We start from the raw sequence: 15,762 nt of genomic DNA, 5'->3' as shown, positions 1-15,762 counted from the left end.
ACTACTCCGTCGGTTCGGCCGGCAGGCTGGTCCGTCCGATCGGCCAGGAGGCCGGTCCGTCCGATCGGCCAGCAGGCCGGTCCGTCCGATCGGCCAGCAGGCCGGGCCATGGTTCCTGCAGAAGGTAGATTCGGCGATCGTGAATCCCCGCGATCGCCTGACCACCGCCCACCTCTACCTCTGCACCGACGCCCGGCGTGAGCGCGGCGATCTCGTCGAGTTCGCGGACGCCGCGCTGGCCGGCGGCGTGGACGTCATCCAGTTGCGTGACAAGGGGTCGGCTGGTGAACGCGAGTTCGGGCCTCTCGAAGCCGCGCAAGAACTCGATCTCCTCGGTGCGCTCGCCGAGGTGACCGCACGCCACGGCGCGCTGCTGGCCGTGAACGATCGAGCGGACATCGCAGCGTTGAGCGGCGCCGATGTATTGCACCTGGGGCAGGACGACCTGCCGGTGGATCTGGCTCGCCGCATCGTGGGCGACGACGTGGTGATCGGCCGTTCGACACACGATGTCGGGCAGGCGACGTCCGCTGCCGAGCAGCCGGGGGTCGACTACTTCTGCACCGGACCCTGCTGGCCCACCCCGACCAAACCCGGCCGGTTCGCACCGGGTCTCGACCTCGTGCGTGCCACCGCCGAACTGGCATCGTCGCGGCCGTGGTTCGCCATCGGCGGCATCGACGAACAGCGACTCGCGGAGGTACTCGACGCCGGCGCCGAACGCATCGTGGTGGTGCGCGCGATCACCGCCTCGGACGATCCCTGTAACGCTGCCCGCCGTTTGAAGGACAAACTGGTTGCAAGGACAAAATCCTGAGGACTATGGTTGGCGAATCATGAAGCGCATTCTCGTAGTTCACCGCAGCGGGGTCTGATCCGACCGGCCCCCCGTTGCGGGCCGTGAGCGCTACCTGCTGGTCATCCTTTTCTCTGGAAGACCATTTCGATGAACACTCTCACCACACCAGATACACCGATCTCCCCACATTCCCAGGCCACCGCGCCCGATCCTTTTGCCTCCCGCTATGGCAGATCACTGCCATCGCCGCTGCGCGCCGAGGCCGCCGGCATGACGTGGACGGCCTTCGCCGACACCTACGCGCCCACGACCGGACCGATTCGGCTCGGCAACTGGACCGCGTCGGCCGCCCCACAAGACCTCCTGCACTGTAGGGCGACCATCGCCACCGGCGACGTCATCCGATCGCTCTCGGCGACCGCGACCGGACCGATCAGCGCACTCACCGACATGCTGTACCGATTGGGCGCCGGCGTCGAGATCGTCAGCCTCCACCAATACGACTTCACCGGCGGCGTGGCCACTTTCCTGCTGTGCGAGCGCGACGACCGGCGCACCTGGGCGATGGGGAACGGCCGCACCGGTCAGGAGTCGGCACTGAGTGCGCTGATCGCGGCGGCCAACCGGCTTTACTGAGAGTCGGTCACCCGTAGATCGGCGACGGCCCGTGCCAGATCAATACTGCGCTGCCACGTCGATGATCCATGTGACACCGAAACGATCGGTGAGCATGCCGAAGGCCGGCGCCCATGGGGCGGGGCCGAACTCTTCGACGATGTCGGCGCCGTCGGTGAGCCCGTCCCACAGGGCACGGACCTCATCAACGCTCTCACCCCGCACGGACACGAAGAACGGCGAGTTCGTGAGGGTCATCCCGTTCTCGCGCTTGGTGACCGGCGTGGGCGCTGCCGCGCGTGACGGCTCGGCCGGTGCGGGCGCGTCGTAGGCCATCACGCCGAATCCGGACTGCCCCACGATCTGGCCGAACACGACCCGATCGGCTCCAGGGGCGTCTTTCGGCATACCGAAGTCGCCATAGGTCGCGACGGTCATCTCGCCGCCGAAGATCGATCGGTAGAACTCGAGGGCGGCGCGGGCCTCACCGTCGAAGTTGAGGTGGGTGACTGCGTTGTAGGTCATATCTGCTCCTTTGAGGCTCGGACATCGGTTTCTCCGGTCCGGTGCCCACTGTGCGCACCTCATAGGTCAGAGTTTGTCCGCTTATCCCGGCAGAATCGATGGCATGCCGCTGACACCCGCCACGAGTACCTCCCGCCGACTGCTGTCGCTGCTGTCACTGCTCCAGGCACCACGCGACTGGCCGGGGTGGCTCCTGGCCGACCGTCTCGACATCAGCGAGCGCACCCTGCGTCGCGATGTGGACCGGCTGCGTGAGCTCGGCTACGAGATCCGCGCCACCAAGGGTCGCGACGGCGGCTATCGGCTCGACGCCGGCGCGATTGTTCCCCCGATGCTGTTCGACGACGAACAGGTCGTCGCGATTGCGATCGCGTTGCAGGCCGCACCCAACACCGGCGCAGACATCGGGGAATCTGCGGCTCGGGCACTGACCACCGTCAGGCAGGTGCTGCCGAGCCGACTGCGGCCACGAGTCGACGCGGTCGAACTCACGCCACTCGCGGGAAACAATTCGCCGACAGCGGGAACCGACGTGCTGCTCGCCGTCGGCGACGCGATCCGACGCGGCGAAGAACTTCGTTTCGACCATCGGCGTGACGGCGACGCGGAGACCGATCGTGAGGACGCCGCCCTGGCGCGTCCGCCCCGCCGGGTGCAGCCACACCACCTCGTGTCACGGCTGGGCCGGTGGTACGTGGTGGGGTGGGATCCCGACGCCGATGACTGGCGGGTCTTCCGGGCCGACCGGACGACTCCGAGGACACCGACAGGACCCCGGTTCGTCCGTCGCGCGATCCCCGGGGGTGACGTGGGCACCTTCCTGGAAGGCCGGTTCAAGGGTTCGGCCGACAACACCGACCGCTGGCCGTGCATCGGTGATGTGATCCTTCACGCCGACGCCACGGACGTACTTCCATTCGCCCACGATGGGGTTGTCGAGTCACTCGGACCCTCGCGGTGCCGACTGCGGTCGGGTGCGTGGTCATGGGCGGCGCTGGCGGCCGCACTGTGCAGATTCGATGTCGACATCGAGGTGGTGGGGCCGCCCGAACTCCGCGCCGCCTTCGCAGACTTGACGCGACGGGCATCGCTCGCAGCGCAGTGACCCGTCGTGGTCAGTTGTCGGACCGTCAGGTGTCGGACTGAGAGAACGCGCTGAGTTTGCTGCGCAGTTCAGGCCAGCTCACGGCGAATGCGGGATGGAGCGCCAGATCACCGACCTCCTCGGCGCCGACCCACCGCAGCTCCACCGACTCGCGGTTGGCCGTGGTGGCCAGAGGCGCGGCCACCTCGGCGATCACCGTGGTGTAGGTCCAGCCGCTCGGCGCCCGGTGCGTCACCAGTTCGTCACGAACAGTGAGCTCGGCGTCGGCGATGCCCGCTTCTTCGTCGGCCTCACGGACGGCCGTGTCCACCGCACTCTCGTGCGAATCGCGAGCTCCGCCAGGCAACGCCCACGTGCCGCCCTGATGGCTCCACACAGCGCGATGTTGCAGCAGAACGAGGACCGAACTGGTCTCGCTCGGGGTGTACAGCAACAGGCCCGCGGCGCCGTGCCGTCCCCAATATCGCGATCCGTCCGCGTCGAAAACCCAACCGTCGCCGTCGCCCCGCACGCGACACCTCCTCGCCCAGCCGACCTACCTCGGTGCAACGCTACTTGCCCCACCGCGGTGACACAGGGCCGCACTGTCGCAACGGGCTCGGTAATTCGCAGTAATGTCGGTTTCACATCCACTCATCTGCGATCAGGACCTGGCCCTGCGGCGGGCCTGGAGGAAGAAGGGATCGCGTGACCGGCGGCAACGCAAGTTCTTTGCGTACCCGGCTCATGCATGCGGAGAAGCCGTACAGCGGCCGCTTCCGACGGCCGCTGTTCGATCGGCCCGCTCCCCTGACCCGGCGCGAAGTACTGAGTCTGACCCGTGAGCGCACCCAGAACCCGCTCACCAACATGCGCGAGCTGGCCTGGACCAGCCCCGGCAAACTGATGATCATCTCGCTGGTGCTGCTGATCTCGTCGGTGGTCGTCGGGTGGTATTCGTCCGACACGCTGGACGACCGCACCACCACGCTCGAGAACATGATCGTGCAGACCGAGCCGCTCGCCGAGGCCTCGCAGGTTCTCTACAGCTCGCTGTCGATCGCGGACGCCGCCGCCAATTCGGCGTTCATCTCCGGCGGCCTCGAACCGCCCGAACTCCGCGAGCGTTACAACGATGCGGTCGCCACCGCGGCGCACGCCCTCATCCAGTCGGTCAGTGGCGCCGCAATGGACAACACCGAGATCCGTCAGGACCTCACCACCCTCTCGGCCCAGATCCCCGTGTACACCGGTCTGATCGAGTCGGCCCGGATCAACAACCGACTCGGCAATCCGGTGGGCTCGGCCTATCTCGGCGAGGCATCGAACATGATGCAGGAGATGATCCTGCCCGCGGCCGAACGGCTGTACGCCGAGCGCGCCGACGCAATCGGCGATTCGAGGACCAACTTCACCAACGCGCCGTGGGGCGTCTACACGGCTCTGATGTTCCTGCTGGCAGCGATGATTGCCGCGCACCTGTACGTCGCCAGGCGCAGTCGACGACGCTTCAACCTCGGATTGCTGGTGGGCATCGGGTGCGTCCTGATCGGCTTGCTGTGGTTGCTCGTCGGTGGCCTGCTGTCGGTCAACTCCACCGCCAACGCCGAGAACCGCGGCGCAGTTCCGCTTCGCGAGTTGACCCAGGCCCGCATCCTCACCCAGCAGGCGCGGTCGGATGAAACCCTGTCGCTCGTCCGGCGAGGCGATCAGCAGGAGCTCGAGTCGGGGTACGCCAAAGCCGTGGCGCAGATCGACACCGTGTTGACCGACTACCGCGAGGACAATCGCAAGGACGTCGCCGAGGACTCGGTGGCCGACGCGATCGACGCCCTCGCCCTGTGGCGTGATGCCCATGCCGCCATCCTCGAACGCACCAACGCCGGCGACTTCAACGGCGCCACCGCCATCGCGGTGGGCGACAACCCCGACGGGTCGGCGGCGGCATACAGTCGCCTCGACACCGCCCTTGTCGATGGCATCACCGACACCCGCAACACATTCCGCGATGACATCAACACCGCACGCGTGGTCATCGGGTACGCCGGGCTCGGGATCATGCTCTTGGGCATCGCGGCCGGCATCGCCGCCTTCATCGGGATCTTCCCCAGGATCCGGGAGTACCGATGACCACGCGATCGAGAGTCCGTGGCCTGGTGGCTGCCGGCACGCTCATGCTCGCCACAACCATGGTGGCCGGCTGCGTGAATGCCGAAGCGCCCGAGAGTCTCCCGCCGTCGGCGGCGGCGGCCTGGCCACAGCCTGCAGGGGTGAGCCTCGACGTGCCGATCGAGCCGCCCCCGGCCACGGAGTCGTGTGATGCGACGGCGAGTCTGACGCCGGGGCCTCTACCCGAACCCGGCAAGATGCCACCGGGCACCACCATGGAGACGATCTACAAACGGGGCTGGCTCAAGGTGGGCCTGGACATCGGGTCGAACCTGCTCTCGTTCCGTGACCCGATCAGCGGCACCATCGAGGGCTTCGACGTCGACGTCGCCAAGGAGCTGGCCCGGGCGATCTTCGGTGACCCCGAACGCATCGAGTTCCGCATCCTCAACTCTGACGACCGGATGAACGCACTGAAAGACAGTACGGTCGATGTTGTGGTCAAGACGATGAGCATCACCTGCCAGCGACTGCGGGACATCGCGTTCTCCACCGTGTATTACGAGGCGTCTCAACGCATCCTGACCATGCGCAGCTCTGACATCAACGGTGTTGCCGACCTGTCCGGCAAACGCGTGTGCGCGGCCCGCGGCACCACGTCCATCGCACGGATCCAGCAGCGGGTGCCCGACGCCATCGTCGACACCGTCTCCACATGGGCCGATTGTCTGGTGATGGTGCAGCAGGGCCAGGTGGATGCGGTCTCCACCGACGACGCGATCTTGGCGGGCATGGCGGCGCAGGATCCGTATGTACACGTCGTCGGGCAGAGCCTCGGCGAGGAGCCTTACGGTATCGGCATCAACAAGAACGACGAAGACCTCGTCCGCTTCACCAATGGCGTGCTGCAGAAGATGCGTGAAGACGGCACGTGGTTCGACATCTACGACCGCTGGCTGTCGATCCTGGGACCGAAATACTATCCACCACAACCGTCGTACCGGGACTAGAGGTGATTCGTGAACAACGATGAGCCCGCCGGAGGCGACACCGAGGTCGGGACGCAGGCGGTGTCGATGGAGGACCTCGACATCGGGACGCAAGCCGTTCCGATGGAGATGGCGTTCACCGAACAGACCGAACGAACCCAACACGACGAGCGGCCTGGCCCGCCGGCCAACCCGGTGCTGTCTGCTCAGACGCCCATGGTCCCCACCAGCCGCAGCTCGCGCAGTCGCCGCCGGATGGGCGGCGGCCTGGTCGATGTCCCGCGCGTCTTCGACATCGAACCCGCCGATGCGGTCATGGATCACGCGGTGGTGGCCGAGGGCAAGCGCAACTGCTGGAAGTGCGGGCGGCCGGTCGGCCGTCAGTCCGGGCCGGGAGCCGGACCGCTCACCGGGGTCTGCAGCCGTTGCGGGGCACGCTATTCGTTTGTACCGGGCCTGGCCAAGGGGACGATGGTCGCCGACCAGTACGAGATCTCGGGCGCGATCGCCTACGGCGGGCTGGGCTGGATCTACCTCGCCATCGACCGCAATGTGTCCGACCGCCCCGTGGTGCTCAAGGGCCTTCTGAACTCGAAAGACGCACAGGCACAAGCGGTTGCACTGGCCGAGCGACAGTTCCTCGCGTCGGTGTCACACCCCGGCATCGTCAAGATCTACAACTTCGTCGAGCACGTGGATCCCGTGGGCAACACCTTCGGGTACATCGTGATGGAGTACGTGGGCGGCAGCACGCTCAAGGACATCACGGCCGTGGACGGCGAATGTGGTCCCGGCCGAAAGCTTCTCACCCCCGAGCAGGCCATCGCGTACCTCCTCGAGGTGCTGCCGGCGGTGAACTACCTCCACTCGGTAGGGCTGGTGTACAACGACATCAAGCCCGAGAACATCATGGTCGGTAGCGAGGACGTGAAGCTGATCGACCTCGGGGCCGTCTCCCCCATCAACGGTTACGGCCATCTCTACGGAACACCTGGCTTCCAGGCCCCGGAGATCGTCAAGACCGGCCCACAGATCGCCACCGACATCTACAGCCTGGGCCGCACCCTGGCCGTCCTGACTGTCGACATGCCGATGGAGAAGGGCCGCTACCTCGACGGTCTGCCGGATCCCTCGGAGGCGAAGGTGTTCGCCGACAACCCCTCGTTCTATCGGTTGCTGCAGCGCGCAACCCATCCCGATCCCGCCAAGCGTTTCGCCAGTGCCGACGAGATGGCAGGTCAACTGCTCAACGTACTCCGGGAGTTGGTCGCGGCGCATTCCGGTGTGCCACGACCCGGCCTGTCCTCGGTCTTCAGTCCGCAGCGCACCACGTTCGGCACCGAGATGATGCTCGCGCCCGTGGACGGAATCCTCGAACCCGTACGTGCGCAGATCAAGCTCGACACCACCGATGTCGTCGCCGCCCTTCCCGTGCCGCTGGTGGATCAGTCGGATCCGGCTGCCGGACTGCTCAACTCGACTGCGCTGTCCGAACCCACCCAGACACTCGACTCGATCCGCAGCGCCCGCGAGGGTGGACTGTCGTCGGTGATCGGCACCGACCCCTCCGACGACCACCCGTCCCGAGAGATCGACCTGATCGAAGCACGTGCCTATCTCGAGCTCGGGGACGCACAGACCGCTCTCGACCTGCTCAACCAGGCCACCGAACATCACGGAAAGTCTTGGCGCACAGAGTGGTTCCTGGGCCTGTGCGCGTTGCTGATGAACGATGTCGAGGTGGCGCACACCCGGTTCAACGACGTGCTGGCGGCCATGCCCGGCGAAGTGGCACCCAAGCTCGCGGTGGCGGCGACCGCGGAGCTGATGAACAACCATGACGTTGCGCTGCAGCACTATCGGACGCTGTGGCAGACCGATCGCGCGATCGTCACCGCGGCTTTCGGACTCGCTCGCATGCGGTTCGCCGGCGGCGACATCGACGGTGCGGTCAAAGCACTCGACGACGTCCCGCCGACGAGCCGCCACTACAACGCCGCGAGTTGCACGGCAATCCTCACCCTTGTCCACGGCCGAGATCCTGCCGAGGTCACCGAAGAACAACTGCGCGAGGCCGCGAGGCGACTGGACGCCATGTCCGACACCGAACCTCGCAAGCAACGTCTGGTGATCCTGGTCCTCGGCATCGCGATCGGCTGGATACATCGCCGGCCCGACCAGTCACCCACGGATGCATCTGCGCGCGGCGACATCCTGGGCTACCCGTTCAACGACCACGGCCTGCGCGTGGGCTGCGAGCAATCGCTGCGGCGACTGGCGCGGGGCACGATGAACCGAACCCAGCGCTTCTTGCTGGTCGATCTCGCCAACTTCATCCGGCCGCATACTTTGTTCTGACGTCGACGTCGGCGCGGAGGTCCCATTCCCTCCGACTCCAGCCACATCCTCCGGTTGCAACCGGAGGAACTCAACACAACCGGAGGGACTGGCCGGACTCGGGCTGGCTCCCAGCAGAACCGGATGCGTCTGACCGGCTAACCCTGCAGCGCGGTCACCGACTGCCTCGCGATCGCGAGTTCTTCGTTGGTCGGTATCACCAGTACGGTGACAGCGGAGTCGTCGGTCGAGATGATCCGCGCCTCACGGCTTCTGGCCGCGTTGCGTTCTGGGTCGATCTGGATGCCGAAACTCTCCAGACCCGCGAGGCTGTCGGCCCTCAGTTTCGGAGCATTCTCGCCGACCCCGGCGGTGAAGACGATCGCGTCGGTACGGCCCAGGGTCACCATGTAGGCGCCGATGTATTTGCGCAGCCGGTGAACATACACCTTGTAGGCCAGCGTCGCATCGGCGTCGCCTGCCTCGACCTTCTCGGTGAGCGTACGGAAGTCGTTCTCCCCACTGAGACCCTTGAGCCCGGCCTCACGGTTCAACATGGTGTCGATCTGGTCGACGTCCATGTCCGCCGCGCGCCGCAGATACATCACCACACCCGGGTCCACATCACCGCTACGTGTGCCCATCACCAATCCCTCGAGGGGGGTCAGGCCCATCGACGTCTCCACGGGGCGACCACCCTCGATCGCCGACGCCGACGCGCCGTTACCGAGGTGCAGCACAATCTGATTCAGGCTCTCGCCATCGGCACCGAGGAACTCGGCGGACACGCCCGACACGTACTCGTGCGAGGTGCCGTGGAAGCCATATCTCCGGATGTCATGCTTCTTCGCCAACTCGCGGTCGATCGCATACGTGGCGACATGGTCGGGTAAGCCGTGGAAGAACGCGGTGTCGAACACCGCCACAGACGGCACGTCGGGCAACAACTCCCGTACTGCTTCGATGCCGACGAGGTTGACCGGGTTGTGCAGCGGGGCAAGGTCTTCGAGATCCTTGATCGCAGCCACCACATCGTCGTCGATCACGGTGGGGCGATAGAACTTCGGTCCGCCGTGGACGACCCGATGGCCCACCGCGACGATACCTTCGGACCCCAGATCGTGTCCGGCCTCGGCGAAGAGATCGAAGACCTTCGCAAGACCGGCCTGGTGATCGGCGATCTCACCGACGAACTCGTTCTTCTCGTCACCCTGCACGTGCTCGACCCGCGCCTGCGACTCGCCGATCCGCTCCACCAGGCCGTGAGCCACAACCGTACCCGAGTCGGGTTGCACCAGCTGATATTTCAGTGACGACGAACCTGCGTTGAGCACCAGGACGGTGTTGTCGGGATTGCTCTGGGATGTCATGTCATTGCTCCGCGTCGTCTGATCGGCCCTGGGCCTGGATGGCGGTGATGGCCACGGTGTTGACGATGTCCGACACCAGCGCACCGCGCGACAGGTCGTTGATCGGTTTGCGCAGGCCTTGCAGCACGGGACCGACGGCCACCGCATCGGCACTGCGCTGCACGGCTTTATAGGTGTTGTTGCCGGTGTTCAGATCAGGGAAGATCAGCACCGTCGCCTGGCCGGCGACCGGCGAATCGGGCATCTTCGACTTGGCCACCGAAGGATCGACTGCGGCGTCGTACTGAATAGGTCCCTCCACCAGCAACTCCGGTGCTCGTTTCCGGACGAGTCCGGCAGCTGTGCGCACCTTGTCCACGTCTGCGCCGCTGCCCGATTCGCCGGTGGAGTACGACAACATGGCCACCCGCGGCTCGATGCCGAACTGAGCAGATGTCGCGGCGGAGGAGATGGCGATGTCGGCCAGCTGCTCGGCGGTGGGGTCGGGGACGATGGCGCAATCGCCGTACGCCAGAACGTGGTCGGCCAGGCACATGAAGAACACGCTCGACACCGTCGACACACCCGGCGCCGTCTTGATGATCTCGAACGCAGGCCGGATCGTGTGCGCGGTGGTGTGCACGGCGCCCGACACCATGCCGTCGGCGTAGCCCAGTTGCACCATCAGGGTTCCGAAATACGAGACGTCCTGCACTGTGCTGCGAGCGCGCTGCAGGTCCATCCCCTTGTGCTTGCGCAGTTCGGTGTAGACCTCGGCGAACTCGTCGAGCAGTTCCGACGACGTCGGGTCGATCACGTCCACACCCGTCAGGTCGACATCGAGTTCGGCGGCCCGATCCCGCACTGCCCGTTCATCTCCGAGGATGGTGAGGTCGGCCACCTGGCGTCGGAGCAGTCGTCCGGCGGCGCGCAGGATGCGATCGTCGCCGCCCTCCGGGAGCACGATGCGTTTGCGGATCTTGCGCGCCCGTTCGATCAACTGGTACTCGAACATCTGGGGGGTCACGACCTCGGGGATGCGCAACTTCAGTTTCTCGAGCATCGCCACGGAGTCGACGTGCTCCTCCATCAGATTGAGAGCCACGTCGATCTTGCGGACCGAGTTGATGTTCATCCTCGCGCGGGCATGGGCTGCGGCCCTTGCCGTTTCGTAGGTCCCCTGTTCACAGCAGATGAGCGGCAGAGGCGACTGCAACCCCTCCATCAACGCAGCGATCTTCGGGTGAGGCTTGATGCCACCGTTGAGGATGATGCCGGAGAGCTTGGGGAACCCCTCCGCGGCATTGGCCGCCACCAGCGAGACCAGCACATCGGAGCGGTCGGCCGGCGCGATCACGGCAACGCCTTCGGTGAGTCGCTCCAGGATGTGCTCGATGGTCATCCCGCCGACCATCACATGCATGGCCTCCCGGCTAAGCAGCTCGGGATCACCGCTGTACAACTCGCCGCCGAGTTCTTCCATCAGTTCCCCGACCGTCGGCGCGATCAGCACCGGGTCTTCCGGCAAGGTCCACGTCGGCAGTCCGGTGGCCTCCTGCAGCGCGTCCTTCACCGAGTCCAGCCGATCCGGATCACAACGGTTGGCGATCAGTGCGACCGCTTGAGCGTGGTTCTGCTCCAGCTCGTGCAGACACAACTCGGCAAGACCGACCACCTCGGCGTCGGTGCGATCCGCTGCCTTGAGCGCCAACAGCATCGGCGTCTGCAGGTTCGCGGCGATCCGGGCATTGAAGCTGAGTTCGGACGGACTGGCGATGTCGGTGTAATCCGAGCCGATCACCAGTACCGAATCGCATCGCTCTTCCACCGCATGGAATCGGGTGACGATCTCCCCGAGCGCTGCCTCCGGGTCGGCATGGACCTGCTCGTAGGTGACGCCGATGCAGTCCTCGTAACTCAGGTCGGTCGAATCGTGTTCGATCAGCAACTCCAGGATGTAGTCGCGTCTGTCGGATTTGGTTCTGGAGATCGGCCGGAACACCCCGACCCGGCCGCCCGAGGCGGCCAGCAGGTGCAGCACCCCCAACGCCACTGTCGACTTGCCGGTGTCGCCTTCAGGTGAGGCGAGGTAGATGCTGCTCGATGACGAAGCGCCCATACCGCCCACCCTAATGTGGGCGCCATCGGCCGGCGGTGCGACGGGCCACAGGGCCACGCAACGCGTGGAGGGTGCTGAGCGGCTACTCGGCGACGGTCCGCCGAGTCGTCACGGTCTCGCTGCGCGGAGCATCGTCGGCCGACGTGAGCACGGACTGCAAGGTTGCCGGACCGAGCTCACCGGATCGTCGAACGCACCACCATGTCGGCGATGTCATCGTCGGACAACGCGCTCCGCGGAATGAGCATGTAGGAGTAAATGATTCGGATCATCATCTCGGTGGCGCGGCGAGCATCCGGCACCAGTGCAGCCTCGAGTTCCGGCTCGTTCGCGAAGTTGCCGACACTGTTCGCCACGATGAGGTCCACGATGGTGACGTCGGAGGTGCGGTCGGGCCCACGGGCGACGATCGTGGTGATGATCTCTTCCGGCTCGTTCTTCAGGATGTATTGCAGCGCTTCATGATTGCGGATGTAGTCGAGCACGTTGAGGACGAGGACACGAACCTTGTCCGCCGGCTCGGGTTCGGACGCGGTCCACTCGGCGATCAGGGTACCGAGCCTCTTCACCTCGCGTTCGACAATCGCCTGCACCAATTGGTCGCGGCCACCGAACATCCGGTAAGCGGTCGCCCGGCCCACCCCCGCATGCCGGGCCACCGACGTCAGGCTCAGTGCACGAGCACCGAATCGTTCCACCACAGCGATGGCGGCGTCGACCATCCGCTCCCGATCCATGCAAGAAGGTTAAGAGGTGGCAACCGGTTCTGGTACATCGGCCGTCGTTCGGGACCGGCGCCGACTGATCGCGACACCCGTGAGGGCCATCGCGCCACCGACCAGGCCGAGTGGGGTGGGCACCTCACCGAGGAAGAGCCAGGACAAGCCGATGGCAATCGCCGGTACGGCCAGAGTCGTGGCCGCCATCTTGCCCGCGTCGGTACGGGCCAGCGCATACGCCCACGTCAGGAAGGCGATCGCGGTGGGTCCCACACCCAGGAAGATGACGCCTGTGATCGCCCCTGCGGAGGCATCGGCGAGTTCGTCGATCGCCTGTGGCGCGAACGGCACCGTGGCCAGCAGACCGGCGAGGCAGCCAACCCATGTCGCCGTGACGGCGTCGACGGTGCGTAGCGCCACCTTCTGCATCAGGACGCCAGCCGCGTACAGCACGGCAGTGATCAGTCCCAGGATGATGCCGAGTTCGTCGTTGTGGCTGCCGCCCGAACCGCCCAAGGCGATGAGCAATACCCCCGCGAAGGCGATGAGGATTCCGATCACCAGGGGTTTCGGGAAGCCTTCCCCCATGAAGAGACCTGCGAACACCGCCACCAGGATGGGCGCGAAGTTGACCAGCAGCGCGGCCGTTCCGGCATCGAGGTGTTGCTCGGCCCAGTTCAGCAGCACGGTGTACGCGGCAAACCAGAGCAGGCCGTAACCGATCACCAGTCCCAGCGCTCGGCCGCGAGGAATCGGACGGCGATAACGCAGCGCGATGACAACCAGCACCACGGCGCCGGCAGCGAGGCGGGTGAACGCCATCGCACCAGGCGACAGCGTCTCACCGACAAATCGGATCACCACGAACGACGACGACCACAGCAGCACCGTCACGATCGCGGCCACCACCGCGAGATTGTTCGACAAGACCTTCACAGGGATCACTCTGATTCATGCGACACATAAGCACAAGCGATTTCTCCTTGAGAACACTTCAGTAGAGCTGTACAGTTCGACCATGCTCGACGCCCACCGCCTCCGCCTGTTCCGCGCCGTGGTCGCCGCGGGATCCATCAACGGCGCAGCTGCCGCACTGGGCTACACACCGTCTGCTGTCAGCCAGCATCTGGCCGCCCTCCAGAAGGAGACCGGGCTGGTCCTGGTCGAAAAACGCGGTCGCGGGATCGAGCCGACCATGGTGGGCCGCACGATCGCCGCGGAGGCCGGCCACGTGCTCGAACGCCTGGCCGACCTGGAATCGCTTGTCGCAGACCTGCGGTCGGGGCGGGTCGGAAGCCTGTCGGTGAGCTATTTCGCCTCCGCCGGGGCTGCCTGGATACCCCCGGTCATCGCGGCGATCACCAACGAGTTTCCCCGCCTCCGCATCGACCTACGTCTCATCGAACTGGTCCACGACAGCTCCGGCGAGCCCGATGTGGAGATCTTCGTGGAGGGCGCCGCATCCACGTCTCTGCGCGGATACGACATCGAGCCGCTGCTCACCGAGCCCTACGTGGTGGTGCTCCCGGAAAATCACAAATTGACCGCACGTGACGAGGTCGAGTTGTCGGCGTTGCGCAACGAGCGCTGGGTGGACAACGACGTGTCACGCGGCCCGTGCCGTCAGGCCATTCTGGATGCCTGCTCGGTGGCGGGTTTCAGCCCCGGGTTCCACATCGAGACGCACGACTACCCGACGGCGATCAGCTTCGTCGCGGCAGGAGTGGGCGTCACGGTGCTGCCCGAATTGGGCACCGGGAACCTGCCGCCCACGGTGGTGGCGCGGCCGCTACGGAATCCGACGCCGACGCGGACGATCTCAGTGCGTACCCGCGACGCCGTCCGCGACAACCCCGCCGTGCTCCGAATAATGGAACTGCTGCGCGAGCGCGTGGCGTGTCCTCAGGCGGCCTGAGGCCCGGCGTCCGCGTCGCGCACGATGATGCTGGCCATCCCGTAGATGGCCCACGCCGAGGTGACGATGGATTGTGTGATGACGATCAGGGGAAAGAACTGCACGCTGGAACTCCTCAAGTAAGCGGGTGACGGGCCGGCACATCTGAGTCGGCGGTGACTCACTTCTTGGATGCCTTCGTTCGGGCGGGCTGTGACATCCGGCAACCGAACAAGTTCACCAACGTAGACAAACAGCCCAGAGCTGTCGACCGAATCGGCCGCTTTGTGATCGACGCAACCATTCGCACTAGGGTTGAGTGAATCTCAGGTCGAACATCGTGCCTGCGTGTTCTGCAGCTGAAGGGTTCACCATGACCGACAAATCAGTTTCCGGCGCCGTCGATCGGGCCACGGACAGCTCCGCCTTCGAACGCCTGGCGCGAGCCGGGCACGTCGTGAGCGGACTGCTGCACCTGCTGATCGCCTACATCATCTTCCGGCTGGCATTCGGTTCCGGTGGCAGCGCCGATCAGTCCGGCGCACTCGGAACCCTCGCAAAGAACTCGGGCGGCAAGTTCGTGTTGTGGCTTGCCGCGGTGGCCTTCGTGGCCATGGCGCTGTGGCGTCTGGCCGAGACCATCGTCGGACCACACGCCACCGAGCCGGGTGATGGGAGCGATTCCCAGGGAAAGAAGGACGCGTCGGCGCTCTTCGACCGGCCGAAGGCTCTGAGCCTGGCCGTCGTCTACTTCGCCTTTGCGTTCTCGGCAGTTCAATTCGCCCGTGGCACAGGTCAATCGAGCGGTAAGCAGAACGCGGGCCTGTCGGCGCGCCTGATGGAGAACGGGGCGGGCAAGACGCTGCTCGTTGTCATCGGGCTGATCATCATCGCCGTCGGCGCATACCACGTCTACAAGGGCGTGACGAAGAACTTCCTCGACGACCTGAAGGTCTCCGACGGCAAGGTCGTCACACCCCTCGGTGTGGTCGGGTACACCGCCAAGGGCCTGGTGCTGGCCGGCGCGGGGATCCTGGTGATCGTGGCATCGGTGAAATCGGATCCCTCCAAGGCCACCGGCATCGACGGTGCGGTCAAGACGCTCGGTGAGGCACCGTTCGGCCAATTCCTGCTGGTGCTCGCCGCCATCGGCATCGCGGCCTATGGCGTCTACAGCTTCGCGATGGCCCGCTTCTCACGTATGTAGCACCCGATGATGTGCC

Annotated in this window: 14 protein-coding genes; 8 read left to right on the top strand and 6 right to left on the bottom strand. The window is 65.6% G+C overall.

Features of this window, described 5'->3' with window-relative positions; genetic code table 11:
* Positions 1-136: 136 nt before the first annotated feature.
* Together thiE and CSW57_RS02000 are read left to right on the top strand one after the other, a co-directional pair.
* Positions 137-817, top strand: a complete 681-nt coding sequence (thiE, locus tag CSW57_RS02005) for a thiamine phosphate synthase (RefSeq protein WP_099381976.1) — start codon at positions 137-139, stop codon at positions 815-817.
* 129 nt (positions 818-946) lie between these two features.
* Positions 947-1,435 (top strand): 2-isopropylmalate synthase, encoded by a 489-nt coding sequence (locus CSW57_RS02000; protein WP_099381225.1) that lies wholly within the window; start codon positions 947-949, stop codon positions 1,433-1,435.
* A 39-nt stretch (positions 1,436-1,474) separates the two neighbouring features.
* Here the strand turns inward: CSW57_RS02000 and CSW57_RS01995 are convergent, their stop codons facing one another.
* A complete protein-coding gene (locus CSW57_RS01995) occupies positions 1,475-1,939 on the bottom strand; it encodes a VOC family protein (protein WP_099381224.1) in 465 nt (154 codons plus the stop codon).
* A gap of 103 nt (positions 1,940-2,042) precedes the next feature.
* Between CSW57_RS01995 and CSW57_RS01990 the strand changes: the two genes are divergently transcribed.
* A complete protein-coding gene (locus tag CSW57_RS01990) occupies positions 2,043-3,044 on the top strand; it encodes a helix-turn-helix transcriptional regulator (RefSeq protein WP_099381223.1) in 1,002 nt (333 codons plus the stop codon).
* A 25-nt stretch (positions 3,045-3,069) separates the two neighbouring features.
* Here CSW57_RS01990 and CSW57_RS01985 read toward each other — a convergent pair whose 3' ends face one another.
* A complete protein-coding gene (locus CSW57_RS01985) occupies positions 3,070-3,555 on the bottom strand; it encodes an NUDIX hydrolase (RefSeq protein ID WP_099381222.1) in 486 nt (161 codons plus the stop codon).
* 215 nt (positions 3,556-3,770) lie between these two features.
* On the opposite strand from CSW57_RS01985, the gene CSW57_RS01980 reads away from it, so the two are divergent.
* From CSW57_RS01980 to CSW57_RS01970, 3 genes are all read left to right on the top strand, one after another.
* A complete protein-coding gene (locus CSW57_RS01980) occupies positions 3,771-5,153 on the top strand; it encodes a hypothetical protein (RefSeq protein WP_099381221.1) in 1,383 nt (460 codons plus the stop codon).
* Positions 5,150-6,142, top strand: coding sequence for a glutamate ABC transporter substrate-binding protein (locus CSW57_RS01975; protein ID WP_099381220.1), 993 nt, complete (start codon positions 5,150-5,152; stop codon positions 6,140-6,142). Before CSW57_RS01980 ends, CSW57_RS01975 begins: the two co-directional genes overlap by 4 nt.
* A 66-nt stretch (positions 6,143-6,208) precedes the next feature.
* On the top strand, positions 6,209-8,479 hold the full coding sequence (locus CSW57_RS01970) for a serine/threonine-protein kinase (protein ID WP_099381975.1): 2,271 nt from the start codon (positions 6,209-6,211) through the stop codon (positions 8,477-8,479).
* A 137-nt stretch (positions 8,480-8,616) separates the two neighbouring features.
* Here the strand turns inward: CSW57_RS01970 and CSW57_RS01965 are convergent, their stop codons facing one another.
* From CSW57_RS01965 to CSW57_RS01950, 4 genes are all read right to left on the bottom strand, one after another.
* A complete protein-coding gene (locus CSW57_RS01965; RefSeq protein WP_099381219.1) occupies positions 8,617-9,828 on the bottom strand; it encodes an acetate kinase in 1,212 nt (403 codons plus the stop codon).
* A gap of 1 nt (position 9,829) precedes the next feature.
* A complete protein-coding gene (pta, locus tag CSW57_RS01960; protein WP_099381218.1) occupies positions 9,830-11,926 on the bottom strand; it encodes a phosphate acetyltransferase in 2,097 nt (698 codons plus the stop codon).
* 176 nt (positions 11,927-12,102) lie between these two features.
* Positions 12,103-12,663 (bottom strand): TetR/AcrR family transcriptional regulator, encoded by a 561-nt coding sequence (locus CSW57_RS01955; protein WP_099381217.1) that lies wholly within the window; start codon positions 12,661-12,663, stop codon positions 12,103-12,105.
* Positions 12,664-12,672: 9 nt separating this feature from the next.
* On the bottom strand, positions 12,673-13,581 hold the full coding sequence (locus CSW57_RS01950; protein WP_223248990.1) for a DMT family transporter: 909 nt from the start codon (positions 13,579-13,581) through the stop codon (positions 12,673-12,675).
* An 82-nt stretch (positions 13,582-13,663) separates the two neighbouring features.
* Between CSW57_RS01950 and CSW57_RS01945 the strand changes: the two genes are divergently transcribed.
* Positions 13,664-14,560: a LysR family transcriptional regulator gene (locus CSW57_RS01945; RefSeq protein ID WP_099381215.1), complete on the top strand. Its 897-nt coding sequence runs from the start codon at positions 13,664-13,666 to the stop codon at positions 14,558-14,560.
* Positions 14,561-14,912: 352 nt separating this feature from the next.
* Positions 14,913-15,746, top strand: coding sequence for a DUF1206 domain-containing protein (locus CSW57_RS01940; RefSeq protein ID WP_099381974.1), 834 nt, complete (start codon positions 14,913-14,915; stop codon positions 15,744-15,746).
* Positions 15,747-15,762: the final 16 nt, after the last annotated feature.

Source organism: Williamsia muralis, from assembly GCF_002735905.1.
In the GTDB taxonomy this organism is placed as follows: Bacteria; Actinomycetota; Actinomycetes; order Mycobacteriales; family Mycobacteriaceae; genus Williamsia; species Williamsia muralis_A.
The sequence above is the reverse complement of the archived record's forward strand: the minus strand, read 5'-3'. Positions and strand labels throughout refer to the sequence as shown.